This window comes from Sphingomonas sp. BK235 (assembly GCF_004345855.1).
Lineage (GTDB): Bacteria > Pseudomonadota > Alphaproteobacteria > Sphingomonadales > Sphingomonadaceae > Sphingomonas.
Window position 1 is genome coordinate 1 of the sequence record NZ_SLXN01000014.1, and the last position, 24,385, is coordinate 24,385.

General features: G+C 63.5%; 23 protein-coding genes and 1 pseudogene. 15 read left to right on the forward strand and 9 right to left on the reverse strand.

What is annotated here, in order from left to right; translation table 11 throughout:
* Positions 1-106 precede the first annotated feature (106 nt).
* A complete protein-coding gene (locus tag EV292_RS21050) occupies positions 107-709 on the forward strand; it encodes a DUF1772 domain-containing protein (protein WP_132911241.1) in 603 nt (200 codons plus the stop codon).
* Positions 710-1,991: 1,282 nt separating this feature from the next.
* Here EV292_RS21050 and EV292_RS21055 read toward each other — a convergent pair.
* The 5 genes from EV292_RS21055 to EV292_RS21075 all read right to left on the reverse strand — a co-directional run bounded on the left by EV292_RS21055 (position 1,992) and on the right by EV292_RS21075 (position 7,452).
* The gene (locus EV292_RS21055) at positions 1,992-3,302 is read right to left on the reverse strand and encodes an amidohydrolase family protein (RefSeq protein ID WP_132911242.1); all 1,311 of its coding nucleotides are present in this window, start codon (positions 3,300-3,302) and stop codon (positions 1,992-1,994) included.
* A gap of 1,063 nt (positions 3,303-4,365) precedes the next feature.
* Positions 4,366-5,049 (reverse strand): PEPxxWA-CTERM sorting domain-containing protein, encoded by a 684-nt coding sequence (locus tag EV292_RS23255; protein ID WP_243693901.1) that lies wholly within the window; start codon positions 5,047-5,049, stop codon positions 4,366-4,368.
* A 224-nt stretch (positions 5,050-5,273) separates the two neighbouring features.
* Positions 5,274-5,699, reverse strand: coding sequence for a DUF3617 family protein (locus tag EV292_RS21065; RefSeq protein WP_132911244.1), 426 nt, complete (start codon positions 5,697-5,699; stop codon positions 5,274-5,276).
* Positions 5,696-6,181 carry a hypothetical protein gene (locus EV292_RS21070; RefSeq protein ID WP_132911245.1) on the reverse strand — a complete coding sequence of 162 codons (486 nt, stop codon included), beginning with the start codon at positions 6,179-6,181 and terminating at the stop codon, positions 5,696-5,698. The genes EV292_RS21065 and EV292_RS21070 overlap by 4 nt, the downstream gene beginning before the upstream one ends.
* 167 nt (positions 6,182-6,348) lie before the next feature.
* Complete coding sequence (locus tag EV292_RS21075) at positions 6,349-7,452, reverse strand: histidine kinase (RefSeq protein WP_132911246.1); 1,104 nt, start codon at positions 7,450-7,452, stop codon at positions 6,349-6,351.
* A 116-nt stretch (positions 7,453-7,568) separates the two neighbouring features.
* Here EV292_RS21075 and EV292_RS21080 point away from each other — a divergent pair, with 116 nt between their 5' ends.
* Together EV292_RS21080 and EV292_RS21085 are read left to right on the forward strand one after the other, a co-directional pair.
* Entirely contained in the window at positions 7,569-8,372 is an 804-nt protein-coding gene (locus EV292_RS21080) for a LytTR family DNA-binding domain-containing protein (RefSeq protein ID WP_132911247.1), read from the forward strand.
* Between the two features lie 7 nt (positions 8,373-8,379).
* On the forward strand, positions 8,380-8,763 hold the full coding sequence (locus EV292_RS21085; protein WP_132911248.1) for a VOC family protein: 384 nt from the start codon (positions 8,380-8,382) through the stop codon (positions 8,761-8,763).
* A gap of 323 nt (positions 8,764-9,086) precedes the next feature.
* On the opposite strand, the gene EV292_RS21090 is transcribed toward EV292_RS21085, so the two are convergent.
* Entirely contained in the window at positions 9,087-9,572 is a 486-nt protein-coding gene (locus tag EV292_RS21090; RefSeq protein WP_132911249.1) for a hypothetical protein, read from the reverse strand.
* Positions 9,573-9,671: 99 nt separating this feature from the next.
* On the opposite strand from EV292_RS21090, the gene EV292_RS21095 reads away from it, so the two are divergent.
* The 4 genes from EV292_RS21095 (at position 9,672) to EV292_RS21110 (ending at position 14,103) form a co-directional block, all read left to right on the forward strand.
* Entirely contained in the window at positions 9,672-10,289 is a 618-nt protein-coding gene (locus EV292_RS21095) for a TetR/AcrR family transcriptional regulator (protein ID WP_132911250.1), read from the forward strand.
* 305 nt (positions 10,290-10,594) lie between these two features.
* A complete protein-coding gene (locus EV292_RS21100; protein ID WP_132911251.1) occupies positions 10,595-11,287 on the forward strand; it encodes an HAD-IA family hydrolase in 693 nt (230 codons plus the stop codon).
* Positions 11,288-11,737: 450 nt separating this feature from the next.
* Positions 11,738-13,711 carry a GAF domain-containing protein gene (locus EV292_RS21105; RefSeq protein ID WP_132911252.1) on the forward strand — a complete coding sequence of 658 codons (1,974 nt, stop codon included), beginning with the start codon at positions 11,738-11,740 and terminating at the stop codon, positions 13,709-13,711.
* Positions 13,712-13,764: 53 nt separating this feature from the next.
* Positions 13,765-14,103 carry a response regulator gene (locus tag EV292_RS21110; protein ID WP_243693902.1) on the forward strand — a complete coding sequence of 113 codons (339 nt, stop codon included), beginning with the start codon at positions 13,765-13,767 and terminating at the stop codon, positions 14,101-14,103.
* Here EV292_RS21110 and EV292_RS21115 read toward each other — a convergent pair.
* The 3 genes from EV292_RS21115 to EV292_RS21130 form a co-directional block, all read right to left on the reverse strand.
* Complete coding sequence (locus EV292_RS21115) at positions 14,085-14,270, reverse strand: hypothetical protein (protein ID WP_132911254.1); 186 nt, start codon at positions 14,268-14,270, stop codon at positions 14,085-14,087. The genes EV292_RS21110 and EV292_RS21115 overlap by 19 nt on opposite strands.
* Before the next feature lie 900 nt (positions 14,271-15,170).
* Positions 15,171-15,806, reverse strand: a complete 636-nt coding sequence (locus tag EV292_RS21125; RefSeq protein ID WP_132911255.1) for a hydrolase — start codon at positions 15,804-15,806, stop codon at positions 15,171-15,173.
* Between the two features lie 126 nt (positions 15,807-15,932).
* The gene (locus EV292_RS21130) at positions 15,933-16,799 is read right to left on the reverse strand and encodes a pirin family protein (protein WP_132911256.1); all 867 of its coding nucleotides are present in this window, start codon (positions 16,797-16,799) and stop codon (positions 15,933-15,935) included.
* Between the two features lie 116 nt (positions 16,800-16,915).
* On the opposite strand from EV292_RS21130, the gene EV292_RS21135 reads away from it, so the two are divergent.
* From EV292_RS21135 to EV292_RS21170, 8 genes and pseudogenes are all read left to right on the forward strand, one after another.
* The gene (locus EV292_RS21135) at positions 16,916-17,941 is read left to right on the forward strand and encodes a LysR substrate-binding domain-containing protein (RefSeq protein WP_132911257.1); all 1,026 of its coding nucleotides are present in this window, start codon (positions 16,916-16,918) and stop codon (positions 17,939-17,941) included.
* Positions 17,942-18,093: 152 nt separating this feature from the next.
* Entirely contained in the window at positions 18,094-19,035 is a 942-nt protein-coding gene (locus EV292_RS21140; RefSeq protein ID WP_132911258.1) for a LysR family transcriptional regulator, read from the forward strand.
* 106 nt (positions 19,036-19,141) lie between these two features.
* Positions 19,142-20,092 (forward strand): alpha/beta hydrolase, encoded by a 951-nt coding sequence (locus EV292_RS21145; RefSeq protein WP_132911259.1) that lies wholly within the window; start codon positions 19,142-19,144, stop codon positions 20,090-20,092.
* 43 nt (positions 20,093-20,135) lie between these two features.
* Entirely contained in the window at positions 20,136-20,837 is a 702-nt protein-coding gene (locus EV292_RS21150; RefSeq protein ID WP_132911260.1) for a hydrolase, read from the forward strand.
* Between the two features lie 50 nt (positions 20,838-20,887).
* A pseudogene (locus EV292_RS23260) lies at positions 20,888-21,037 on the forward strand (DUF1427 family protein); the annotation flags it as partial.
* 167 nt (positions 21,038-21,204) lie between these two features.
* Positions 21,205-23,049: an amidohydrolase gene (locus tag EV292_RS21160; RefSeq protein WP_132911323.1), complete on the forward strand. Its 1,845-nt coding sequence runs from the start codon at positions 21,205-21,207 to the stop codon at positions 23,047-23,049.
* Positions 23,050-23,063: 14 nt separating this feature from the next.
* Positions 23,064-23,960 (forward strand): glyoxalase, encoded by an 897-nt coding sequence (locus EV292_RS21165; protein WP_132911262.1) that lies wholly within the window; start codon positions 23,064-23,066, stop codon positions 23,958-23,960.
* Positions 23,957-24,385 (forward strand): DoxX family protein, encoded by a 429-nt coding sequence (locus EV292_RS21170; RefSeq protein WP_132911263.1) that lies wholly within the window; start codon positions 23,957-23,959, stop codon positions 24,383-24,385. Before EV292_RS21165 ends, EV292_RS21170 begins: the two co-directional genes overlap by 4 nt.

A 24,385-nucleotide genomic window follows, 5' to 3' on the forward strand; every position in this document is an offset into this window, starting at 1 on the left:
AGGTGCACCCGCACAAGGCGCTGGGCTACCGATCACCCCGCGAGTACATCGCGCAAACCCGCGAGGCCTCGTCAGGCATTTAGGGGGCAACGACAGGGCGGGCGTTATGGCAAGCAGGCAGGGCATCACGCGAGCGTTCCTCTGGCTAGCCGTACTGACGGGTGGGCCGCTGCTCGGAGCGAAGCTGTTCGATCTCGTTGTGCTGGCCGGCGCATGGAGCGCGCATCCACCCGCCTCGCTGACTTTGATGCCCTATGGCAAGGCATGGCCGGTCGATACCGGCGTTTTCTTCATCCCCTTGTCGGCCGCAATGCTGGTGGCAGGGTTCGGCGCCCTAGCCGCGGGGTGGCTAACGCCGTGGCGTTTTCGCTGGCTGCTCTGTCTACCGTCGATCGGCATCCTGTTGCTGCTGATCCTGACGGTGGTTGCGTTCTGGCCAATGAACGCGGCGCTTTACTATCACGGGATCGGTTCGCCCAAGGACAACATCACCGATACGGAGTCGATTGTAATGGCGCGGCGCTGGGTCGCACTCGACTGGGTTCGCGTCTCGGGCGCGATCGCGGCCTTTGTCGCGCCGTTGCGCGCGTTGACGCTGCCCTGGCCGACGGAGATGGCTCGCAAGGATCCTCCGCTGGTGCAAGCGCTGCTCGCGCTTGCCCTCCTCGGCGTAGCGGGGTTTGTCATCTGGTTCGTCCAGAACCTATGACGAGCCGGTCATCGCAACGCACCTTTCTGACAACCGATTTAACTTGGGCCAAGCGCCTCGCTGGCAGTGTTCGGGCGAATGGGACCCCGTTCCCGGTTGTGGCTAGACCCAGAAGCGGTCACTCAAAGGCCACGCAGCGCTACTCAGTTTCAGACATTCATTCATCCGCGTGTCTAAGTGCCACGTGGTGGTCCTGAGACGCTCAGGAGGCGCATCGGCAAGCAACCTAGAGCATCCTGTCGTTTTCCGACATGACGCCGCGGCTCGCGGAACCGACCTGAGGCTGTGGCGCTAGGCGGGAAAGTGAACCCGCACCTCGATGCCAGGACCGCTGGGCGGAGGCGTCTCGCCTGCAAAGGCGCAGAACGCCAGAGCCATCCTCGCATTCGCAGTGATGTTGACCCTGACACTAGCCTGCCCTGGACGCTCGCCGAGCGGCGCGAACAGGTGCGGTTCCAACCAAGTCGGGACAGGCTTATAACCGTGCTCCCTGAGAAAGGCCGCGGCTTTAGCTATGGTCGCGGTAGGTGATGCACTCGGCGCTACCTTCGATCCCTCAGGAACTGTCCACTCCGTGTTGATCCGATCTCTCAGGCCTCTACGAACAGCGAGATTGTGTAGGAGTTGCGGATCTTCCTTGCCCAAGGTGTAGAACAAGTGACGCTCATTTCCGCCGCACGCGACCAGGCGAGCTTCTGGCGGCAGCATGGTGCCGCTGGTTGCCCCTACCAGATAAGCGTAGGGATCCATCCTCCGGCGTAGGATCGCCAGATTAGCCTCCTCGAGGGCCTGCTGCGACACAGGTTTTCCGCGAAACTCCGGCGGCACAAGCCCCCGAGGCGCACGATTGGGACTGGTTCGGCGCTCCTCGTCTGTTAGGTGATTGCGCTTCTGATACCGGCTCACAGTCTCCAACGATGGAGCGTGCTCGCCGGCGGTGTTCATGCGGTCGCGTTCCGCCGTCGCCGCTGGCGCAGAATCGGTCGTGCCCGACGATTGCGCGTGCCTCGCTGTGGCGAGAGCAGCCTTGAGGCTGTCAATCTGAAGAGCCTGTGCTGGAACGGAGGCGATGTGAGATAAGCAAAGTGCGATTGGCGCGAAAGCATACCGCCGCGCATGACGTATACTAGTCATGTGTTTTCTCTCATTAGATCTGAAGGAGCGCGACGCGTTTAAGGTCGCGATCCGGCTGTGAGCCAATAATGCCCTCACCTCGACGCACCGGCAAACCTCTTTGGAACCTGGGTACGATCAAGTGATCGCGCCCGCAGCAGGCAGGACGTCAGCGACACCCGGCGAACGGCACGACGGCAACTCCGTCCTTCATCACGAACCGAATGCCTCGCAATGCCCTGATTTCCTGCGACGGATCGCCAGCGACAGCGAGCAGGTCGGCGTGCGCGCCGGGGCGCAGAACGCCGAGGCCATCGTCGCGCAGCAGCCGGCCTGCCTCCCATGTCGCCGTGCGTAGTGCCTGCGCCGGAGTCAGCCCGGCATCGACATAGCCTTCGAGCGTTCCGCGCGTGCCGGCTCCTCGACCAGGCGCATACGGGAAGTAGAGATCGGAGCCGAGCGCGATCCGTACGCCTGCCTTGTGGGCGCGCAGCAGCCGGTCATGGAACATCTTCAACTGCTGCGCGATCTCACCGGGCGGCGGCTGTTGCTTCCACGACATGGAGAACTCTTTCACCATCTCGATCGAGGGATCGGTCGGAACGAGCCACACGCCTTTGGCGGCCATCAACTTCAATGTCGCATCGGATATCTCGTAGCCATGTTCGATCGACGACACGCCTGCTTCCACTGCCTCGCGGATCGCAGCATCGAAGGTTGCGTGTGCCGCAACCGGAATGTTGTGTCGCTGAGCCTCGCTGACGATCGCCTGCATCTCAGCAACGGTGAGCCGGGTACGCTGAGGTGACGCTTCAGGGTACATCTTGATGACATCAGCGCCGCGGGCGATTGCGTCGCGAACGGCAGCGCGCGCGTCGTCGGCGCCATTGATGACCCGGTACTCGCCCGAGACAAGCCCATGCGGGTCCATCGGCAAACGCTCAAATTGTCCACCAGCCGGAGCGAGACCGGGACCCGAACCGATGATGCGCGGGCCGATCACCGTGCCGTTGGCGATCGCCTGTCCTAACACGAGATCGAGGAATTGACCGGAATTACCAAGGTCACGGATCGTCGTTACGCCGGCATCGAGGTACTGCCGTGCGCGGGGTATGCCGGTGAAGGTCCGCCCGATAGCGCCACCGTGCGTGTTGTCACGATCTATGGATTGACTCAGCGGCTCGCCGAACTTCTGTTCTGCCAGGATGTGGGTGTGCGTGTCGATGAGACCTGGCAGCACGCTGCAGCCGCGCGCGTTGATCTCAGTCGCGCCTGTCGGAAGCGCGATGCTAGGCGCGACCTCCGTGATCCGGTCGCCACGGATCAGGATGTCGCGAGCCGAAAGCATTTTCCCGCTCTCCGCATCCCAGAAGCGGCCGGCATGGACGAGCGTCACCGGACCGGCCGGTCGCTGCGCTATACCTTCGGTCGCTACGGTGGCGAGCAGCAGGTGCAACAGGATCTTACGTGTGAGTTTCATTGAGACCTCTCCCCTCTTTGCTAGTCAGCAGTTCCCGACCATCACTGCGTTGTGAGCCTAGGCCGAGCGGCTACGCGTCCGGCGCTCAGTCCCGAACGACATGGATAAGTGGCACGGGTGACTTATCCGTGCAACACACCTAGCGCAGATGCCCAGCCCTGCACGATGTTCGCGACCGAGGCGGACTTCGGCGCGATGAAGATGTCTCGACGGGCTCGAGGGCGAGCGATGCCGGTTTCGCCGCCATCACGGACAGCCTACGAAGCCGGTGGCGTCGCTGGCATTCCGGGGAACAGCAATGCCAGCGCCAGGGCGAAGATCATAACAGCCCTGTTCATCACATCGAACTTTCGATCCGACCGGCCGCGACGAGGGCGAATCTTGATGGCTCGCTAGACAGCCTCGGTTCGTTGCTAGGTAGGCGGGGATCATCGTCACCTCGATCCGTGGCGCCGTAGAGCCTGCTGAAGGTGAGTGTGACGAAACGTCTGATCAGCCACTCTTGTGTGAGGTGTGACAGATGCCGCGTGCACGATTTCGAAGCGGCCGCTAGACTCCCTCGTGAGTATGAGGACGCAGGTTCGTCGCCGATGGTGGACAAGCGTGTCGGGTCAACGGCATTGATCATGAAGCGCTCGAGCGTAGTTCCCGAGAATGGATTTACGAGTTCAACCTCAGCGCGGATCCGCTTGGTCGTCTGGAACAGCGAGCCGATCAGAGGCAGCCGTGAGGCTGGTGCTGGCGTGGGGGAACTGGTCGCCGCCTCATCGATGACGATCCGCAACATCGCGGTCGGAAGCGAGGGTTCGTGGTCGGCACTGGCGAGCTCGAACGCAAGCCGCAGTCGATCGCACAGCTGATCGCGATCGCCATACCCCTTCCGTCGTCGCACCATTGTGGCGCCGATGTGGTAGCGCCGCGGAGTGGCAGGAGGCGGGCCACCGCACCACAGCACAGGCGTGCCGAGCAGAACACAGCGCCACGACACAGCGCCCCCCTCGCTCATCATCATGATCTCAACCTTGTGAAACGGGCGAGCCGCTCGCGGAGGGCTCGCCCTTGATCAGACCAGCTGGCGCCGCAGCGTGGGCGCACGTCGCCGCAACGAGGTACCGACGAGCCCGAAGCCCAGGATCATCATCGCCCAGGTCGCCGGCTCGGGTACCGCGCCGGCGCCGACCGCGCGCACATCCCACTTGATGTTGTCGATGCCGACATTCTCGCCGGCGCCGAACCAGAGATCGATGACATTGCCATACCCGGCGTTGAAGGTGACATTCTGGTGGGTGGGATAACCGGTACCAAGCGAGCCGGTCTGGTACCCGCCTGCGCCCGGGTTCACGTTGTAGGTCGCGGTTTGACAGTTTGCCAGATTGACGAAACAGCCGAGATCGAACGACTTGAGCGTGATCTCATAGCCAGCAGCGGCGCTCAGCGTGATGCGGGCGCGGGTACGAAAATCGGTCGAGCCCTTGTTGCTGTACGCCACACCCACAAGATCGCCGAAGCCGCGCTCGTAATAGTAGAGCGGGCCACTTGGAAAACCATCGTAGGTGCTGCCGAAGTTCACCGACACCTCCGCGGTGCTCCCGTGACCCTTGTCGATGGCGGCGTTGTTGGTGCAGAGTTCCCCACCGTTGCAGTAGTTGCCCTGCGTAAAATCCAGCATCTGCACCGCCGCTTCGGCCGGCATGGAGGTCAGCACCGCGAACGCAGCCGTCAACAGAGGCATGATCATCTTGCTCATTATATCTCCCTTTCTCATAGCAGCAGCGATCGCGGCGGCAGACAGCCACGAGCTTCTTGTGTCGTCATCGAAATATCGGCGGCTGAGCTTTTCGACTGTTCCGCCGCCTCGTTTACTATACCGCGCCGGTGCGGCGCTCATCTGTGCCGCGACGAAACAGGACGTCGCGGCGACGAAGCCGTCACCGATGGTCCGCGGCTCTTCGCGCGGCCGGTCACCCAGCCTCAGTCCGCCTCACAGCCGCCAGTACGCTGCCCTCTCAGCCGGATCTCCAGCGGTTCCGGTAGCTCGGGCAGGCGCGAGGACGTTGTCGCATCGAACGCGGTGGGCGAGTAGCTCCCGCTGATCGATGCCGAGCGGACCTGCGCGCCGCTACGGCATGAGCGCGCGAGATCGATCCGCCCTCTGCCGATCTGATCGCGGGCCATGACACAGTATCCCGGCATCGGCCGGAGCGCGAACAGTTCCGCGATCTCATCGGCGCTCATGCACTCGTCACTGACCTTTGACGGTGCGCCCTTGACCGTGGAGGTGACGCGATACGCGCCGGGAATCGGCGCGTCCGACGGGCTTGCAGCGCTGACGGCGCCAAAAGCAAGGTTCCCACTCAACCCGGCGCAGAAGCTGACGATCGCGATCGGGAGCCTCATGCTCCGCACTGCCGCTCAGCGGCGAGCGTCGCCAAGCGCCCAAGTCGCTCCTGCTCTGCCACGCTGTATTGAGGCGCAGTCGGTACACCCGCGGGCGCATTCGACCGCGCCAGTGCCTCAGCGGCCGATTGCCTCGCTCCCTGCGCGGCAAGCGAGCCGAGTGCCGAGCCGCCGCCCGCCGCGATTGCCACGCCAGGAACCATGACCGACGCCATCGTCTTGGCAAAGCCAAATAGGCCTCGCTTCGTTTTCGCGGCTCGCTGCGCCTTGATCGCGCGCGCTGTGGCCGCTTCCTGGAGCGCGCCGAGTTCGGCAGAAATCATCTCGCAGGAAAGCGGCTGCTCTCCGGCGAGCGGCTCGGTACTTGAGACGAGCGCCTGCTTGCTGTCTGCCGCTTGGATCGATGCCCATGAGACGGACGGTTGAGCGAGCATCAGCGCGGCGACGATCGTTGCGCCGACGAGCGGCGATATCTTCTTCATGGCGGTGTTCCTCCTCGAGCTGGGCGAGCCCAGATCGAGGAGCGCGCCAGGTCAGGGGCCCAGACCCAAACTCGGACCGACTCCCCAGAGGCGCGATGCACTTGACGTTGTTCGTCCGCAGCGGCGGCGCGACGGAAACTGATCCCGCTGCGACCAAGACGGCTTTGCTACGCCTGGCTGGTAATAGCCGGTGGGAAGCGCAGGCGCACGCGCCAGCCACCACTCGCGTCCGGCCCCGCCTCCAGCGCAGCGACACTACCGTATAGCGTTTCCAGACGCTGCCGAACGTTGGCGAGGCCCAGTCCGGTGCTCGTGATGCTGCCGCGATCGACGGCAACACCGGCGCCGTCGTCCCGAACATCGATCACCGCTAGACCGTCCTCCTCCCACGCCGACAAGGCGATCGTGACCGGCTGCCGGGCCGGGGCGACGGCGTATTTGATCGCATTCTCGACGAGCGGCTGCAGGATTAGGCTCGGCATCAGGATACGCGCACGAAGGGTACGATCGACGTTGAGCTCGATGTTGAGACGCTCGCCGAACCGGATTCGCTCGATCGCGACATAGCTGTCGAGCGCGGCGAGTTCCTGGCTGAGCGGCACGATGGCATCGACCTCCTCCTCCAGCGTCTGGCGCAGGAAATCCGACAGGCGTTCGATCATCTCGTCCGCCTCGCGTGTGCGTCCCGCACCGACGAGCGAGGAGATGGCATTGAGCGTGTTGAAGAGGAAATGAGGATTGAGCTGCAGTCTGAGCGCCGCCAATCGCGCTCGGTCCGCACGGGCGCTGACCTCGAGCAATGCCATGCGGTCGGCAGCCCGGTCGCGTACCTGCACCGTAAAGGCGATGAGCGTGATGTTGGCGAAGGTCTTGTAGAAGTGCCCCTGCATCACGCGCGCGAAGCGCTCGCGAATGATGTCGGCATGAGCGGCGTCGAAGCGCGGAATGACGCCGAGCAGGCGGTTCTCGACCAGGTTGACCATGCTTTGCAGGGACGCGATGACGAGCGCGACGAAGAAGAAAATGAGCCATTTCTGCCACGGCGTCGCTTCGTGGAGTGCCAGTACGAGCGGGTAGGCAGGAAGAACCAGCAGAGCGACCAATACGACCGCCGGCACGTCCATCGGTATGTCGTATAGCCAGCCGAAGCGACCGCTGAGGGTTTCCGTGAGCTGGTAGACGCCGAGCACGAGGAGCCAACTCGCCAGCGTCATCCAGACGACCTGCCGCCCCTCCGGCGTGATCCAAATGTCGCGGCGCAGCCTCCCCATAGACGCGATCCTGCCCGGTGCCTTCCATCGCAGCAATCCCGTCCCGGCCTCAGGCTGCGACCAAAGTGGACGAGGGTGCGACGGGGCCGCTCGTGCGTGTGGCCAAGGGTGCTAAGTTGACGCCGGCGCTGGTATGCAGCTGCACCGAGGTGAATGTGATGCGGGCAATCCTGATCGACGACGAGGCATTGGCGATCGAGCGCCTCGCGACCGGACTGGCCGCGATCCCCGAGGTCACGGTGGTAGCCACCGCGACCGGAGCGGCGGAGGGATTGTCGCTGATCGAGCAGCTGTGTCCAGACCTCGTCTTCCTCGACATCGACATGCCTGGCATGAGCGGCATCGCGCTGGCCAAGCAGCTGATGGAGCAGGCCACCTCACCAGAGATCGTGTTCGTCACCGCATTCGATCAATATGCGGCTCAGGCCTTCGACATCGAAGCCGCCGACTACCTGCTGAAACCGGTCGGCGCCGAGCGACTTCGCATGGGCGTGGCACGTGCGCTGCGTCGGCGCCGAACCCGAGTCACGGACGATGGTGCTTCCGTTCATGCGGCGTCACCCCTCACACCGATCGGCAGCTACGACAATGCGCTCTGGGTTCCGGTGAAGCAGGGCAGCGTGCTGCTGCCGGTCGAGACGATCAACCTGATCGAGGCCGCCAAGGACTATGTGCTGCTCCACACCGACCTCAAAGCGCATATCCTTCGCGCCAAGATGAGCGAGCTCGAGCAGCGCCTCGATCCCAAAGTGCTGCTGCGGGTGCATCGTTCGTACATGGTACGGCTCGCCACGGTGACGGCAGTCGAGCGGCCGGGTCGTGGCATGCTCCGGCTGCGGCTCGCTGACGACAGCTCGGTGCAGGTCGGGCCGCTTTACATGGACGAGGTCGCGGAAGCCCTTAAACTCACGGCTCATTGAGGTGACGATGGACCACTACATGACCGTGGGCGCGCGCGATCAAGCCGCGTCGGTCACCTTCTACGACGCAGCATTGGGGGCGATCGGCTGGGCGCGCCACGCCGACGTCGCCGGTTGGTCCTGCTACTCGCAGGGCGGTAGCGGGGACGGCATCGTGCTGTTCGTCGGCGCGCCCTTCGACGGCGCGGAGCCGAGCGCCGGGAATGGCCAGATGATCGGCTTTCTCAGTCCGTCACGCGAGCAGGTCGATGCGTTTCACGCGGCCGCGTTGAAGGCGGGCGGCACTTGCGCGGGCGCGCCTGGCGAGCGCGCGCGCTATGGGCCGGGCGTCTATGCCGCCTATGTGCGCGATCCGAGCGGCAACAAGATGTCGGCCGTTCATCGCGGCTAGCCGGGCGGTCCGCCGGCGGCCCTACCTGCGAAAGAAGCCGCGCATCACGCCAACGCGCTCCGCGCGACGGCGTCGAGCCAGGACCCAAGCACCGGCGGTTGCTGCGCCAGCGCCAGGATCGTGACGGTGACGAGGAAGGCCACCGCCCCCTCACGCACAGACCTGCCGGGCGTAGGCGCTGTATGCCGCATCCGCGTAGCAGCGGGACGTGGCTGATTGGATGCCCGTCGCAGCGCTCGCTGCGACAGACCCTGCATCATCTCGATCATGACATTTCCCCTTAGGCCGGCCTCGAACCTTCCGCCGACGCCGGGTGACGCCTCTCAGGTGAGCGATGCCGCAGCGCCGAAGGAGCGCAACATGGCACGCCAGTTGTCGGCCGACATCGTCGCCTTGTACTCGTCCTGCATCTCTGGCGTGAGCACCTCGATCATCTGGCGTCCCTCGATCCAGATCTCGACGACGCCGAACATGCCGCCACGCTTGCGATATTTCGCCGGCCAGCCCTCGCGCGCCGCGATCGACAGCACGGCTTGCTGGGTGAGCGACGTGCCGATCGCCGCATGCGTTGCCGTAAACGGCTCACGTCCGGTCGCTTCCCCTACTGCGTCCGCGTCACCGTCGGCTTCACGCAGAACCGTGTCGATCGGATAGACCTCGAGCGCGCTGCGGTGCTCATCCCTGGCAAGAACGATCCAACCATTGTCGGAGACCGGCGGGAAGAACAGCGCGTCGCCCGCCCACAGCTCAGCGAGCACCTCAGCAACGTGACGCGGGTCGTGCGCAGCGATGGAAACATGGAACAGCATGGTGAGATCCCCCTCTTTGTCCTGAGCGAGATAGCTTAATGGCACAGATTGTGTCAACGGGAATTTGACACAGGCTGTGCCGATTACTAGGTCACCCACATGCGTGACCACTCCACCGAAGTGCCCTCCCCCGCCACCTCGTCGCCGCGCAGCCGGAAGAAGGAAGAAGCTCGCAACCGCATCGCCGACGCGGTCATCCAGCTGATGGCGGAGGGACGGACGGACTTGAACCACGATGTTGTCGCCGACGTGACGGGGATCAGTCGCCGCACGGTGTACCGGTATTACGCCGACCGCGAGGAGCTGCTCGCCGCGGCCAGCACGCGCGTCCGGGAGCTCGCCGGCAGTCGCGTGATCTTTCCTGACAACGAGGAGGATCTGCGCGACACGCGCTCCATCTACATAGGCCTGGACCGCATCGCGCCGATCGCCACGCTCGTGCGCTCGACGCCGCAGGGCCGCGCCATGCGCCTGTCGCAGAAAGCGGAGCGACAGCAGAGTTACCGCGCCGCGACGGCTGATGCCGTGGAGAAGCTCCCGGAGCCCGACCGTACTCTCGCTACCGCGATGTTGCAGGTTTTGCATACGACGCCGTGGCTTGAGATGCGGGACCACTGGGACCTGGACGGTGAGCAGATCGCGCGTGTGACCGGGTGGGCCATCCGCGTGCTGCTGGCAGATCTTCGGACACGAGACGGTAAGCCGCTAGATCAATAAATGCTGGGGCGCAGAGACCCAATATCGGTCCCTCCTAGCCACCTGCCCGCCGTCCAACTTCGGACGCGCATTCACCTCCGTGCTCATGACATCTCAGCGGTACACGGAGCATTGAGTTGGCCTGGCTTCACTAGCATCCTGGACACTGATGGCGGGTGCCGCGCAGGTCTCATGGGTATGATCGGCGGCTTCTGCCGATGGCGCAGGTGGTATCGTGCCGGAAGGCTTCACCGCCCCGATCTTCGCGTTGCGCGTAGACGAACGATCGAGCACGCTGGCGCGGCAACTAAGGATTGAACAGGCTTATGGAAGACGTGTTCTCCGGTACTCAGTTTTCCGCCTTCTTGTTTGACATGGACGGAACCCTTCTCACGTCGATCGAAGCGTCGCGGAGAGTGTGGAGGCGGTGGGCGGCGCAGTTCGGCCTGGATGCGGACACGTTTTTGCCGAGCGCTCATGGCATGCGTGTAAGAGAGGTCATTACCGGACTATCAATCCCGGACATCGATGTCGATCGCGAGGCCGAATACATCCTTGCTGCCGAGATGGTCGATATGGACGGAGTCTCGGAGATATCAGGGGCGGCTGACTTCCTATCGGCGCTGCCAGCCGACCGTTGGGCGATTGTTACCTCCGCTCCTCGTAAATTGGCCGAATGCCGTCTGCGGGCGGCTGGCCTTCCGCTGCCAAGGATATTGGTGACGGCTGAGGACGTTCAACGTGGAAAGCCTGACCCATCCTGCTTTCTCACTGCCGCACAGCAGCTAGGCGCGGCACCAGAGCAATGCTTGGTGTTTGAAGACGCACCTGCCGGGGTAGCAGCCGCAAAAGCGGCCGGTGCTCACGTGCTCACTATCACTGCAGCACACCGCCACGCCGAGCTATCTGAGTTTGTTGAAGCGAATGGTTATACAGATCTCCGCATCGTGCCCGATGTGCAGGCGTCCTCGTGGTCGCTGGTACGAAACACCCAGGAGCTCGCGCGCAACACGACCTGACAAGCCAGGATCATGGAACGAAGCTGAGGGTTTTCGCCACAATGTGACTCCTATGGATCAGCGAATTGCAGTTGGTGGTTTGGATGATGCGAGCACGGCACCTCCCCGCTCGTGGCGAGGACCCAGAACTGGTCATCCAGATGCCCCTATTCGCTTCCCAACTCCGGCCGCTTGTTCATCTCGCCGCTCGAGCCTTCCGGGCGCTCCAGGTGGGGCTCCGGCTGGCCTGATTGGCAGGGAAAGCGGACCGGCCGCTTTCGGGGGAGTGAGCGTGCATAGGAGACGTTGACCGCGTCATTCCCAAAAACGATGAAAAGTTTCGGATGCGGATCGTTTTCCAAGTCGAGTGTGAACGCCGCACGTCGCGATCTTCCAATACGTTGACCCTTCGCCTGAGCTGTCGGATAATAGCGAGACACTCTCGCATGCTGCTGGAGTAGCGGGAGCAAGATGGTGGAAGGTGCACGGCTGGATGCCCTGCAGAGACTAGACGTCCTCGACACAGAGCCGGAGACAGCGTTCGACGACATCGTTGCGCTCGCCTCGCAGCTCTGCAACACGCCCGTCGCGCTGGTCAGCCTGGTCGATCACGATCGGCAGTGGTTCAAGGCGCGGGTGGGCTTTCCTTCCTGCGAGACGGATTTGGACCGCTCGGTATGCCGCTTCGTGGTTGATGAACGGGCGACGATCATCATCCCCGACCTGACGGCCGATCCGCGTACGCGGGATAACCCGCTCGTCACTGATGATCCCGCTATCCGCTTCTATGCCGGTGCGCCGCTCGCGACTCATGACGGGCATGTGCTCGGCGCGCTGTGCGTCATCGATCAGAAGCCGCGGCCCGAGGGCCTGACGCCCGAGCAGCAGCGAACCCTCAGCGCACTGGCTCGCCGGACCGTTGAGGCGCTGGAGGTGCGCCGCCTTGAACGCGAGCGGCAGACAGCTGTTGCCGACCAGGAGCGCGCCGAAGCCGCGCGTGCTAGCGAGGACGAGCGCTGGGAGCGCATGTTCGAGACGCGCAACGACGGCCTGATTCTGGGCCAGGTCGTGCGCGACGAGGCCGGTCGGGTAGCCGACTGGCGCTATGAGCGTGTGAACGAGGTCTTCACGCGGCTCGTCGGTCTGCCCGCAGACCAAGTCCTGGGGCGCACGATCCGCGAGATCCTGCCCGATGTCGAGGAGGAGTGGATCACTGACTTCGGCCAGGCGGTCGACGGTGGCGAGCCGGTTCACTTCAGACGGCAGGTGGGCACGCTAGGCCGCTGGTACGACGGCGTGGTCCAAGTCGCAGGCCCTGACCGTTTCACCGCGTTGTTCCAGGAGGTGACCGATCTCCTCGCCGCCAACGCTCGCCAAGAGGGATTGCTACACCTCGGCGATCTGTTGCGCGACCTGACGGACGTGGATGCGATGGTCGCCGGAGCCGCCAGCATCATCGGCCGGACGCTGGGCGCGTCGCGCTGCGCCTACGGCGAGCTGTTCCAGGGGTATGAATGCGTCCGCTTCGCACCGGGTTGGATGTTGCCCGGCCTGCCTGCGATCGAGGGCGAGTATCGCTTCAATGACTTTGGTCACATTCAGAAAATCATCGTTAGCGGACGCCCGCTGGCGATCACCGATGCGCTGACAGACCCGCGCACAGCCGACGAGGCCGACAAATGGGCGGCGCTGGCGATCCGCGGCTGCGTGAACGTCGCGGTGCTCGACCGCGGCCGCCCGGTAGGGGTACTGCTCGTACACTGGTCGCAACCGCACGAGGCGAGCGAAGCCGAACTCGCCTTCCTGCGCAATGCCGCTGACCGATTGGAGATTGGCATCGCGCGCCAGCGCGCCGAGGATACGCAAGCGATCCTCAACGGCGAGATCGCGCACCGACTCAAGAACTCGCTGTCGATGGTGCAGTCGATCGCCAATCAGACGTTCAAGGGCGTGGTGGATCGCGCGACGCTGAACGCCTTCGCACGCCGTCTGACGGCGCTTGGCACCGCGCATGATGCGCTGCTCCACCAGGCCCTGCGTTCAGCGGACTTGCGCTTCCTTCTCGACAAAGTGTTGAGCGATGCCGGCATCGCCGGGCGCTACACCGCCGAAGGCCCGAAGGTGGAGTTGGGGCCGCGTGCTGCGCTCTCCACCTCGCTCCTGCTCCATGAGCTGGCTACAAACGCGATGAAGTACGGGGCGCTGTCGACCAGCGGCACGATCCGCATCGGCTGGAGCATCAAGGGTGAAGGCGACGACGCAGAGCTGACTCTGCATTGGACGGAGATCGGCGGTCCGCCCGTCACCGCGCCGACCCGGCGCGGGTTCGGCTCACGGCTTGTTAGCCTAGGGCTGGTAGGAGCCGGAGGCAGCAGCCTCGATTACGGACCCGAAGGATTTAAAGCGATTTTTCAAGCGACTATTGCGGAAGTCAGGCGTTCGTAGTGGTTCCCATGCCCCCATCCCCCAACTCCCGTCATCGCACCGCGATCGCGCTCGTGGTCGAAGACGAGCCTCTTCAACGCATGGACATGTGCGATCTTGTTGAGGAGGCTGGGTTTGAGGCGGTGCTGGCGCGCGATGCCGACCACGCTATTGCCATCCTTACCGGACGGCTCGACATCACCATCGTGTTTACCGACATCGACATGCCGGGTTCAATGAATGGGTTAAAGCTTGCCGCCGCAATCCGCGAGCGCTGGCCGCCGATCGAGATCATCATTACTACCGCCGGCCTGGCGCCCGACCTGAGCAGCCTGCCAGCTCGCGCGATCTTCCTACCCAAGCCGCTCGTTCCCGACGATGCGATCAGGACACTTCAGACGCTCGCCCCCTGATCGGTCGTCGCCGATTGCCTGCGCCGGTCAAAGATGGCGGGATCGACTACAAAAGAACGCCTGCTGCCGTAGCGTCTCTTCGCCATCTCCTGCATCAGCTTTCCCGAAAGGGAATTCGCCAAGCGAAGGTAGCCCTTGCCGATCGCGTTGACCGGCGGCAGAAGCATCCGCCTCCCGATAATCTAGTTCCGATTGCTGTCTCCCGCGATCGCTTCTCGGAGATGTAGAAGCGGGACGATCGTGCTGAACGATTGGCTGCTTTTAAAAATGATAGATCGGCCAGCTCAGCGGCTGGGTTTGGGCGCTTGCGGCCACCCTGCCCGCTCGTGGCGAAGACCCAATACCGGTCACTCAGAGCGATCTGCCAGCCGCCCAGATCCAGCCATTCGTTCATCATAAGCAGCTTCTTGCTCGCCGGTATAACGAGTGAGATCCCCGCCGCAGTCGTGAGTTCGCCGAAACTCGGCAGCACGCCTTCGAGCACCCATCTCCTCACTGGTGCGCTGCCGAAGAGCCCCACGATGCAGGTCGCGCCCTCTTCAGCGCGCGCGAGCATCAATGAGGCCTTAAAACTGCGCGCGAACGCCCAAACTCACACGACTTCCGGAGGCTTCGTAGGTGGTCGGAAATGACTGGTCCATCGTGTACCCGGTGGTCTTCGCGTCACCGACGTTGATGCCTTGCAATTCGACTCGGCTGTTGGGCGTCAGTTGTTAGCTGGCCGCCACATCGAACTGACCGTATGCGTCGCGATAGACCGGATATATGTTGCGCTCGATCCGCTCGACGTACTCGCCCTTGCGATTGTACGACACGCGGAGGGACAAAGGACCTCGCTCGTAGAAGATGGTGGCGTTATAGACCGTGTCGGCGAGCCCGATCGGCGCGGTGTCGATACCCAGATCCGATTGGCCGGTCAGCGAGCTGTCGAGGAAGGTGACGCGCGCAGTTCATCTTCCTTGCCAGCCACGGCCTTCAGTCCGACAACGATGTGCATCTCGCTCATGAGATATCTCCTTACGAGCAAGTGACGGCGACAGGAGCCACCGCCACTTGCGCGTTTACCGTCAGCCGGCGTTTGCCGCCTTCTCGGGGTTGAAGCCGTCGAAGCTCTCGAAGACGTCCATGAAGCCCGGGACGGTAGCTTCCCGCGCCCAGTCGCGCTGAAGCTCGCAATACATCTGCACTCGGCTGATCAGCTTCGCGCCCGCCTGCTCTACCCGACGCAGCGCAGCCTCGTGCGCGGCGACGGACGTGCCGCCGACGGCATCGACGGGCACATAGACCTCATATCCTTCCTGGATCGCATCGAGCGCGGGGAAGGTGAGGCAAGCCTCGGTCCAGAGCGCGGTAATGATGAGCTTGCGGCGACCGAGCGCCTTGACGGCATCCTTGAAGCCGGTGTCCTCCCAGCTGTTGATCGAGGTGCGGTCATAGGTCGGCAGATGGCCCAGAACGGCTTGCAGCTCCTGGACCGGCGGCTTGTTGCGGCCGGTCGCGACGTTGACCGTCGAGTGGACGATCGGGAGATTGTAATTCACCGCGCACTTGGCAGTGCCCACGATATTGAACACCAGCTCGTCGCGCGGCATCGAGCGAATCGAGGAAACCTGTACCGGCTGGTAATCGATGATGATGAAGGCTGCGTTGTCAGGGGTGAGAAGGTGATCGGTCTGCGGATTGCGGATAGTCTCACTGGCCATAACTGTTCCCTTTCCTGTTCAAGTCGCGTGTCGCGGCGGGCTTGCGCCCTTGTTCAAGCGGAACGTCGAACGCCTACCGATCCGCAGGAAAAAGGGGCCGGATGCGATCTGCACCCGGCCCCTTGATCATGTTGCAGCGGCGACGAAGCGCCCGCTGTTGAAGTCTTCGGCGGCCCGCCGGATTTCCGCTTCGCTGTTCATCACGAAGGGACCGTAGCCGACGATTGGCTCTTCGATCGGATCACCCGTCAACACCAGCAGCTTGGCGTCGCCATCGGCGTGTATCTCAATGTCGCCGCCTTTCCGATCCAGCAGCACCATTTCGGCCTCGCCCGCCTCCTGCTTACCTCCGATCGTGACGTGGCCCGTGAGGACGATGATCATGGCGGTGTGGCCAGCGGGCAGATCGAGGTTCACGTCTGCCCCGGCGTTCACGCTCACGTCCCAGACGTTGACCGGTGTGAAGGTGCGCGCGGCGCCCTTCGTCCCCCGGTAATCGCCGGCAATGACCCGAACGGTGCCGGCACGGTTGGGGAGCTTCACGACCGGTATGTCAGCCTTCAGGATGCCCTGGTATCCGGCCGGTGCCATCTTGTCCTTTGAAGGGAGGTTCACCCACAGTTGCACCATGCGGAACGGCCCACCGGCCCGTGCAAAGCCCGGCGAGTGATACTCCTCGTGGATGATACCAGCTGCTGCCGTCATCCACTGGACGTCGCCCGGTCCGATCACCCCGCCGTTGCCGGCAGAGTCGCGGTGCTCGACTTCCCCTTCGTAAACGATCGTGACCGTCTCGAAGCCTCTGTGGGGATGCTTGCCAACCCCGCGGCGTTGAGTTGTCGGCTCAAACAGATGGGGCCCGGCGTAGTCGAGCAGCAGGAACGGGCTGACGTGAGCGCCCAGGTCATTGTACGAAAACAGCGAGCGAACGGGAAAACCGTCGCCAACCCAATGCTGCCGGTCGTTACCGTACCGGCCGATTACCTCTGCCATGTGCGTTCTCCGATACCGACGCGCCGCCGTGCGGCTGCGTGTTGGATCGTAGATTACGTTGGGACGCCGGAATGAAAAGATTGCCAGAAGCGACGCAGCGTCCTACGGAGAGGACGATGAAGGACCTGAACGACCTCTACTATTTTGCCGCGGTCGTTGATCACGGGGGGTTCTCTGCCGCCGGGCGCGCGCTTGGCGTGCAGAAATCGTTGCTCAGCCGCCGTGTCCTGACGCTCGAGGAGCGTCTGGGCGTGAGGCTTCTCAACCGATCCTCACGGCGGTTTTCGGTCACGGAGGTTGGGCGCGAGTTCTACGATCGGTGTGTCGCGATGCTGGTGGAGGCGGAAGCCGCCGAGCAGGTCGCGGCGCAGGTGCAGGGCGAACCGCGCGGCATGGTGCGGATGAGTTGCCCCACTGCGCTGTTGTCCTTCCAGTTCGGCGAACTGATCGCGCGCTTCATGATGATCAATCCGGGCGTGCAGATTTTCCTGGAGAGCACCAACCGCCGAGTGGACGTGATCTCCGAAGGGCTGGATCTGGCAGTGCGCGTGCGCTTTCCCCCGCTGGACTCGACCGGTCTGGTTATGCGGCGCCTTGATGAAAGCGTTCAATGCCTAGTCGCTGCTCCGAAGCTAGTAGGAGGGCAGCTGAAGTCGCCGGCGGACCTGCACGGTCTTCCAAGTCTTGATCAAGTTCGTGCGACCCGAGAGCATAACTGGGGGCTCTGCCATGCCGACGGAAAGGTGGCGTCCGTTCCTCATACGCCCCGTCTTGTAACGGATGACATGTCGGTTCTTCGGGATGCGGCGATAGCCGGCGCCGGGTTGGTCCAATTGCCAGCAATCTTTGTTTCAGAGGACGTGAAGAAGGGACGGCTTGTCGACGTGCTGCCGGACTGGCGGCCGGAGTCGGGGATTGTTCATGCCGTCTTCCCATCACGCCGGGGCCTTCTCCCGTCTGTGCGCGCACTGGTCGACTTCTTGGCGCGCGAATGCGCCATACAGCGGGCTCGCTCTGAGAAGATTGTGCCGCCCGGCCTGCATCAGCGCGGCTGGAACGACGGGTCCACAGCTAGCGAAGACGGCGCCGCGAAGAAGATGCCGTTCGACGAGCTTCCTCAATGGCTTAGCCAGATCAGATGAGGTCCACATCTCGCGCTCTTCCAGCTTGCGTGGATCCCGGCCACGGCGGCCGCCGTCACGGCTGTTACGCCCCGCGTGTCATTAACAAGTTGCGTAGATTGCGACTTAGTATTCCGCTGTCAGCGTCGTCGTTGCGGCGTGGGGAACGCTAGATGGACATCGAGAGCTTGCGGACGTTTGTGGAGGTTGCCGATGCGGGCGGCGTGACTGCTGCTTCGTTGCGCCTGGGCGTCTCCAAATCGATCGTCAGCCGCAGGCTTGCCAGAATGGAGGCGGAACTAGGCGTTCAGCTGCTCGCCCGCACCACCCGGGGTGCGGCGCTCACCGAGGGAGGTATCACTTTCCGAGATCATGCCGCCAAGATCTGCGCGGAATACGATATCGCCATGGAGACAATCCTGCCGGCAGGTGATCTGCGTGGAAGCTTTAGGATCGCAGCTCCACTGACGTTCGGTCCAACCCACTTCGCGTCGGTCATCGCGGACATGGCCCGGCTAAATCCGCTTCTGCAGGTCCGATCCTCCTACTCTGATCGCTTCGTCGACCTCATCACAGAGGGCTTCGACTGCGCGATCCGGATCGGGCATCTGACAGACTCAAACCTGGTCGCGCGCAAGGTCGGCTATACACCCGCGATCTACGTAGCGACGCCTGAGTATATCGCGCGCCGAGGTGCCCCGGAAACGCCCGAGGAGTTTGGCGACCACGACGTCGTCATGCACGGGACCGAGTCCTGGTTTGCCTTGGACGGAGACAGGTTGATCACCCTGAAGCCGCATGGTCGGTTCAAAACCGATAATGCCGTTGCCCTCGTTGCAGCCGCTCTTGCCGGGGTGGGCGTGGCGGGCATTCCCAAAGAACTCATCATCGAGCACCTGGACTCCGGCGCGCTGGTTCCAGTGATGAAGCGGTATCCACCACCCGCGCTTGGCATCTACGTCGTGCGCCCACCCGGGCAGCATCCCGAGCGTAAGGTCCGGGTTCTAACCGAGATGATGATCGCCTGTTGCCAGAACCTGTGCAAAGCAATCATGCTGCGTGACGCGCACCGAGTTGGCGCGCCAGATCTCGAGATGTTGAAGTTGCGTTCCTGAAACCGCAACACAGCACCACATGAAGTGAAGCTACCGCCCCTGCGGTGCGAATGGCACGATCGAGAGCAATCGCGATTCTGTCCAAAAGCGCACGCTAGGAGGCGGCATGAGTGTCGAAAATCGGCGGGTTACCTTCAAGAACGATGGTCGGGAGGTCGTCGGCCACCTCCGCCTGCCGGATCGCTTTTCGGACACGGAGCGCCACCCCGCGGTGGTGATCGTCGGCCCTGGTAGCAGCGTGAAGGAACAAGCCGGCGCCACCTACGCGGAGAAGCTGGCCGACAAGGGATATGTGACGCTGGTTTTCGACCCCTCCTTCCAAGGGGAGAGCGAGGGATTGCCGCGCGACACCGAGAACCCGGCGGTTCGCGTCGAAGACATTCGCTGCGGCGTGGACTTTTTGGTAACTCTGCCCTTCGTCGACGAGGAGGCGATCGGCCTGCTCGGCATTTGTGCAGGCGGCGGTTATGCGATCAACGCGGCGCTCATCGAACGTCGCTTCAAGGCAGTCGGCACCGTCGTCGCCAACGATGTCGGGTCTGCGTGGCGACGCATGCAGCCCAAGGCGTCAGCCGTCGAAGAGATGCTGGCGGCCGTTGCGCAGCAGCGGACCGCCGAGGCGCGCGGTGCGGCCGAAAAGCGTGAGGAATGGCTTCCCAGCCCCACGGAAGCAAAGGAAGCGGGGATCGAGGACCCGACACTCCTGAACGCCATCGACTATTATGCCACTTCGCGTGGCCACCATGATCGCCGCACCAACAAGCGTTTGTTCGTCAGCGATGCGCTCCTGATTGGATATGATGGCTTTCACCTCGTCGAGGAATTGCTCGTCCAACCGCTTCAGGTCATCGTTGGTGGGAAACTCGGCACGACCTTCTCGCACGAGGCTGGCAGAGGGCTGTGGGAGCGAGCACGTAACCGCCGCGACTTCGTCGTGATCGACGGCGCCGACCACTACGACATGTATGACGTGCCGGAATACGTGGATCAGGCGGTCGGCCACCTCGTGTCGCTCTACGACGATCACCTGAAATCAGGCGGCACCGCGAACGGCTGAGGATCAGCCACGCCCATCCCCCTCTTCCAGGAAGGAAAAACTCATGAGCATCGCCGCACGCGCCGCACCCGGAAAGACACTGCTGTCACCGGACGACCATACGCTGGTGCTGATCGACTTCCAGTCGCAGATGGCCTTCGCTACCAAGTCGATCGATACCACGCTGCTCCGCAACAACGCCGCCCTGGTGAGCCGAGCGGCCGCGTCCTTCAAGGTGCCGACAGTGCTCACCACGGTCGCCGAGAAGAGCTTCTCGGGCCCGATGTTCACCGAAATCGGCGAGGCGTTCGAAGGGCAGCGCATGCTTGACCGCACGAGCATGAACACCTGGGAAGATGCGGCCGTCATCGACGAAATCAACCGGATCGGGCGTGACAGGATCGTGCTGGCAGGTCTTTGGACTAGCGTCTGCATCGTGGGTCCGGCGCTCTCGGCAATAGATCAGGGCTTCGAAGTCTACGTAATTACCGACGCGTGCGGCGATATCTCGACCGAGGCGCACGAGCGGGCAGTGGAGCGCATGATCCAAGGGGGGGCGCGTCCGATGACCGCGTTACAATATCTGCTGGAGTTGCAGCGCGACTGGGCCCGAACTGACAGCTACGACTCCACGACCGGCATCGCGAAGCATTGGGGCGGCGCGTACGGCCTCGGCATCAACTACGCCAAGACGATGTTCGGCGGGCAGGAGAATGCTGAGGTGTCCGGCGTCGGCATCGCCACCGAGGAAGCCGCGCGAAACTGAGGCGTCGGAGCGGCTGCCGCTCGTTCCCGTAGTGCCGGAGGGTGCAGGACATGAGGCCTTATCTAATCTCGCTCGCGGTGGGGCTGGGAGTCGGACTCCTCTACAGCCTGATCGGCGTCCGCTCGCCGGCACCCCCGGCCGTCGCGCTGATCGGGCTCTTGGGCATGCTGATCGGCGAGCAGGCTGGAATTGCAGCCCGAGGGTGGCTCGGAAGCACCGTCGCACCCGGGACTATGCTGTCTTCGGTTCGAAAGGATCACCTATGAAACGGCTTACCCGGCGCGACACGCTTGCGGGCGTCGCGGCAATCGCCCTGCTGGCGCCGATGGCTCTGGCCCAGAATCACCGAAATCGCCGGAGCGACGCGATGTCCGACCTGATCCTCGTCAATGCCAAGATCACCACGCTGGATCGCGAAAACCCCCAGGCGCAAGCGGTAGCAATCCGGGATGGTCGCTTTCTGGCGGTCGGCAGCGAACAGGACGTGCGGGCCGCAGCACCGGGCGCGACCGTGATCGACGCCAAGGGCCGCCGGATCATCCCCGGGCTAATCGACAGCCACACCCACATGATCCGGGGCGGACTTAGCTACAACATGGAACTGCGCTGGGATGGGGTGCCAAGCCTCGCGGATGCCATGGCCATGCTGAAGCGCCAGGTGGATCGCACGCCAGCGCCGCAATGGGTGCGGGTGGTAGGAGGATTCACCGAGCATCAGTTCGCCGAGAAGCGGCTCCCGACGATCGCCGAACTGAACGCGGTAGCGCCCGACACGCCTGTCTTCATCCTGCATCTCTACGACCGGGCGCTCCTCAACGCTGCCGCGCTGCGGGTGGTCGGCTACACCAAGGACACCCCGAACCCGCCGGGCGGCGAGATTGTGCGTGATGCCGCCGGCAACCCGACGGGCCTGCTGCTCGCCCAACCGAACGCGACAATTCTCTATTCGACGCTCGCGAAGGGGCCGAAGCTTCCGTTCGACTATCAGATCAACTCCACCCAGCACTTCATGCGCGAAGTGAACAGCCTCGGCATCACCAGCGTCATCGACGCGGGCGGCGGGTCTCAGACCTATCCCGACGACTACAAAGTCATCGAGGCTCTGCATGACGAGGGGCTGATGACCGTCCGGATCAGCTACAACCTGTTCACACAGAAGCCGAAGGAAGAGCTCGCCGACTTTCAAGGCTGGGTGAAGCAGTTGAAGCCGGGGCAAGGTGACGACAGATATCGAGTCAATGGCGCTGGGGAGATGCTGGTCTACTCGGCAGCCGACTTCGAGGACCTCCGGGTTGCGCGCCCGGACATGCCGCCGTCCATGGAAGGCGACCTCGAGCCGGTGATCCGCCTTTTGGCAGAAAACCGGTGGCCATGGCGCCTGCACGCCACCTACGACGAGACTATCGATCGTGCGTTGAACGTCTTCGAGAAGGTCGCGATGGACGTGCCCTTCACCGGCATCAACTGGTTCTTCGACCATGCCGAGACGATCAGCGACCGCAACATCGACCGCATTGCTGCCCTTGGCGGCGGTATAGCGATCCAGCATCGCATGGCTTACCAAGGCGAATATTTCGTCGAGCGTCATGGCGCAAAAGCGGCGGAACGGACGCCTCCGATTGCGAAAATGCTGGCAGCCGGAGTACCGGTGGGCGCCGGCACCGACGCAACCCGCGTCGCCAGCCATAATCCTTGGGTATCACTCCACTGGCTCGTGACCGGCCGCACGGTCGGCGGGCTTCGCCTCTATCCCGGCGCCAATCGGGTCAGTCGCGAAAAAGCGCTCGCCATGTGGACGCACGAGAATACCTGGTTCTCGAGCGAAGTCGGTAAGAAGGGGCAGATCAAGGCCGGGCAGCTTGCCGACCTCGCTGTGCTTTCGGGCGACTATCTCTCGGTTCCCGAAAGCGACATCCCGCATCTGCGTTCCGTGCTGACGGTGCTCGGCGGCAAGGTGGTGTTCGGCGAAGGGGACTATGAGCGCCTCGCCCCGGCGATCCCGCGACCGATGCCGGACTGGTCGCCAGTTGCCACCGTCGGCGGCTATCATCGCAGCCCCGAGGCGTCCGCCATGCTCGCAAGCGCGTGCGGTTGCGCGCACGGCTGCGGGGTACACGGCCACAATCACGCTGCTGCGCTTGGAGCCAATGTCCCCGCCAGCGACGTGCAAAGATTCTGGGGCGCGCTCGGGTGCGGCTGCTGGGCGGTTTGAGGGGATCCATGACGATGAAGCGCGTGACCTTGTTGCTGGTCGCCGCCCTGGTGGGCGCGGCGCCGGCCGTTCCGGGCGCCGCGCGCGAGCCGGTCAGCTCCGATTTCGCGATGGGACCACAGTACGACACGACGCACGTCTATGTGCCCGTCGCGGACTTCGACGCGTTCATACGAAGCTTCATTGCGACATTCGGGGGCAAGGCGAACCCCGGCGGCGTATTTCAGGTGACGCCGACGCCGAGCCAGACGCGCTCGCAGGTTGTCGTCACCCCTGCGGGTAGTGTTTCTGTCTTCGGCTTTGAGACGCCGATCCCCTACCCATTCGGCGAGGAGCGCGTCGGTTACCTTGTTAAGGACATGGATGGCGCGGTGGCCGCCGCCCGCGCGGCCGGTGCGACGCGCGTGGTCGAAACCTTTCCCGATCCGATTGGGCGCGACACGCTGGTGCGCTGGCCCGGGGGAAGCGTCATGCAGCTCTACTGGCACACCAAAACGCCGAGCTATCCGGCGGCCACCAACGTGCCGGAAAGCCGCCTATACCTGACGGCGGACACCGCGGACGCCTATGTCGTAAGCTGGACACGATTTGCGCATGCCACGGTCGTCTCCGATGATCGCGCGGCGCCGGGCGAAGAGATCGGTAGGCCGGGCAAGCCGTATCGTCGCATCCGGTTATCGTCGGGGTTTGGCAAGACGACGTTGATCGTCACCGACGGCGCCCTTCCCTGGCCCTACGGTCGTGAACTGACGGGCTATGAGGTCGCTGATCTGCAGGGCACGCTCGCCAAGGCACAGGCGGCGGGCGTGAAGCTGCTTGTCCCAACCCATACGGTTGGGGGTCGGAGCGCCGCCATGGTGCAGTTCCCAGGAGGCTATATCGCCGAGCTGCATTCGATCGCGGCGCGATGAGCACGGACGCCCCTCTCCGTTTCGTGAAGGCGATCCTCGAGTGGCGACCAACCTGGTTCTTTGCGCGATTGCTGCTGGTCGGTGCCTACCTGCTCGGCGGTGTGGTCAAGGCGAGTGACTGGTCAGCGGCGGTCGCCGAACAGGCGCACTTCGGAATGAGCCCACCGGCCCTGTGGGCCGCGTTGACGATTGCCGTTGAGGTCATCGGGCCGCTGCTGATCTTAAGCGGTCGGCTCGTGTGGCTCGGGGCAGGGATGCTCGGCGTATTCACCGCGCTGGCGGCGATCACTGCTAATGCCTTCTGGGTGCTGCCTCCGGGGCCAGAGCGTTTCATGGCGACCAACGCCTTCTTCGAGCATCTCGGGCTCGTCGGCGGCTTCATCCTGGTGGCGATGCTGGCTCAAGCTGAGCGGGACCGTGCGTAG

Excerpts from the sequence above, each read along its gene's own strand:
- EV292_RS21050 (WP_132911241.1), top strand. The coding sequence starts at position 107 with ATGGCAAGCAGGCAGGGCATCACGCGAGCGTTCCTCTGGCTAGCCGTA.
- EV292_RS21055 (WP_132911242.1), bottom strand. The coding sequence starts at position 3,302 with ATGAAACTCACACGTAAGATCCTGTTGCACCTGCTGCTCGCCACCGTA.
- EV292_RS23255 (WP_243693901.1), bottom strand. The coding sequence starts at position 5,049 with ATGAGCAAGATGATCATGCCTCTGTTGACGGCTGCGTTCGCGGTGCTG.
- EV292_RS21065 (WP_132911244.1), bottom strand. The coding sequence starts at position 5,699 with ATGAGGCTCCCGATCGCGATCGTCAGCTTCTGCGCCGGGTTGAGTGGG.
- EV292_RS21070 (WP_132911245.1), bottom strand. The coding sequence starts at position 6,181 with ATGAAGAAGATATCGCCGCTCGTCGGCGCAACGATCGTCGCCGCGCTG.
- EV292_RS21075 (WP_132911246.1), bottom strand. The coding sequence starts at position 7,452 with ATGGGGAGGCTGCGCCGCGACATTTGGATCACGCCGGAGGGGCGGCAG.
- EV292_RS21085 (WP_132911248.1), top strand. The coding sequence starts at position 8,380 with ATGGACCACTACATGACCGTGGGCGCGCGCGATCAAGCCGCGTCGGTC.
- EV292_RS21090 (WP_132911249.1), bottom strand. The coding sequence starts at position 9,572 with ATGCTGTTCCATGTTTCCATCGCTGCGCACGACCCGCGTCACGTTGCT.
- EV292_RS21095 (WP_132911250.1), top strand. The coding sequence starts at position 9,672 with ATGCGTGACCACTCCACCGAAGTGCCCTCCCCCGCCACCTCGTCGCCG.
- EV292_RS21100 (WP_132911251.1), top strand. The coding sequence starts at position 10,595 with ATGGAAGACGTGTTCTCCGGTACTCAGTTTTCCGCCTTCTTGTTTGAC.
- EV292_RS21105 (WP_132911252.1), top strand. The coding sequence starts at position 11,738 with ATGGTGGAAGGTGCACGGCTGGATGCCCTGCAGAGACTAGACGTCCTC.
- EV292_RS21115 (WP_132911254.1), bottom strand. The coding sequence starts at position 14,270 with ATGCTTCTGCCGCCGGTCAACGCGATCGGCAAGGGCTACCTTCGCTTG.
- EV292_RS21125 (WP_132911255.1), bottom strand. The coding sequence starts at position 15,806 with ATGGCCAGTGAGACTATCCGCAATCCGCAGACCGATCACCTTCTCACC.
- EV292_RS21130 (WP_132911256.1), bottom strand. The coding sequence starts at position 16,799 with ATGGCAGAGGTAATCGGCCGGTACGGTAACGACCGGCAGCATTGGGTT.
- EV292_RS21135 (WP_132911257.1), top strand. The coding sequence starts at position 16,916 with ATGAAGGACCTGAACGACCTCTACTATTTTGCCGCGGTCGTTGATCAC.
- EV292_RS21140 (WP_132911258.1), top strand. The coding sequence starts at position 18,094 with ATGGACATCGAGAGCTTGCGGACGTTTGTGGAGGTTGCCGATGCGGGC.
- EV292_RS21145 (WP_132911259.1), top strand. The coding sequence starts at position 19,142 with ATGAGTGTCGAAAATCGGCGGGTTACCTTCAAGAACGATGGTCGGGAG.
- EV292_RS21150 (WP_132911260.1), top strand. The coding sequence starts at position 20,136 with ATGAGCATCGCCGCACGCGCCGCACCCGGAAAGACACTGCTGTCACCG.
- EV292_RS21160 (WP_132911323.1), top strand. The coding sequence starts at position 21,205 with ATGTCCGACCTGATCCTCGTCAATGCCAAGATCACCACGCTGGATCGC.
- EV292_RS21165 (WP_132911262.1), top strand. The coding sequence starts at position 23,064 with ATGAAGCGCGTGACCTTGTTGCTGGTCGCCGCCCTGGTGGGCGCGGCG.
- EV292_RS21170 (WP_132911263.1), top strand. The coding sequence starts at position 23,957 with ATGAGCACGGACGCCCCTCTCCGTTTCGTGAAGGCGATCCTCGAGTGG.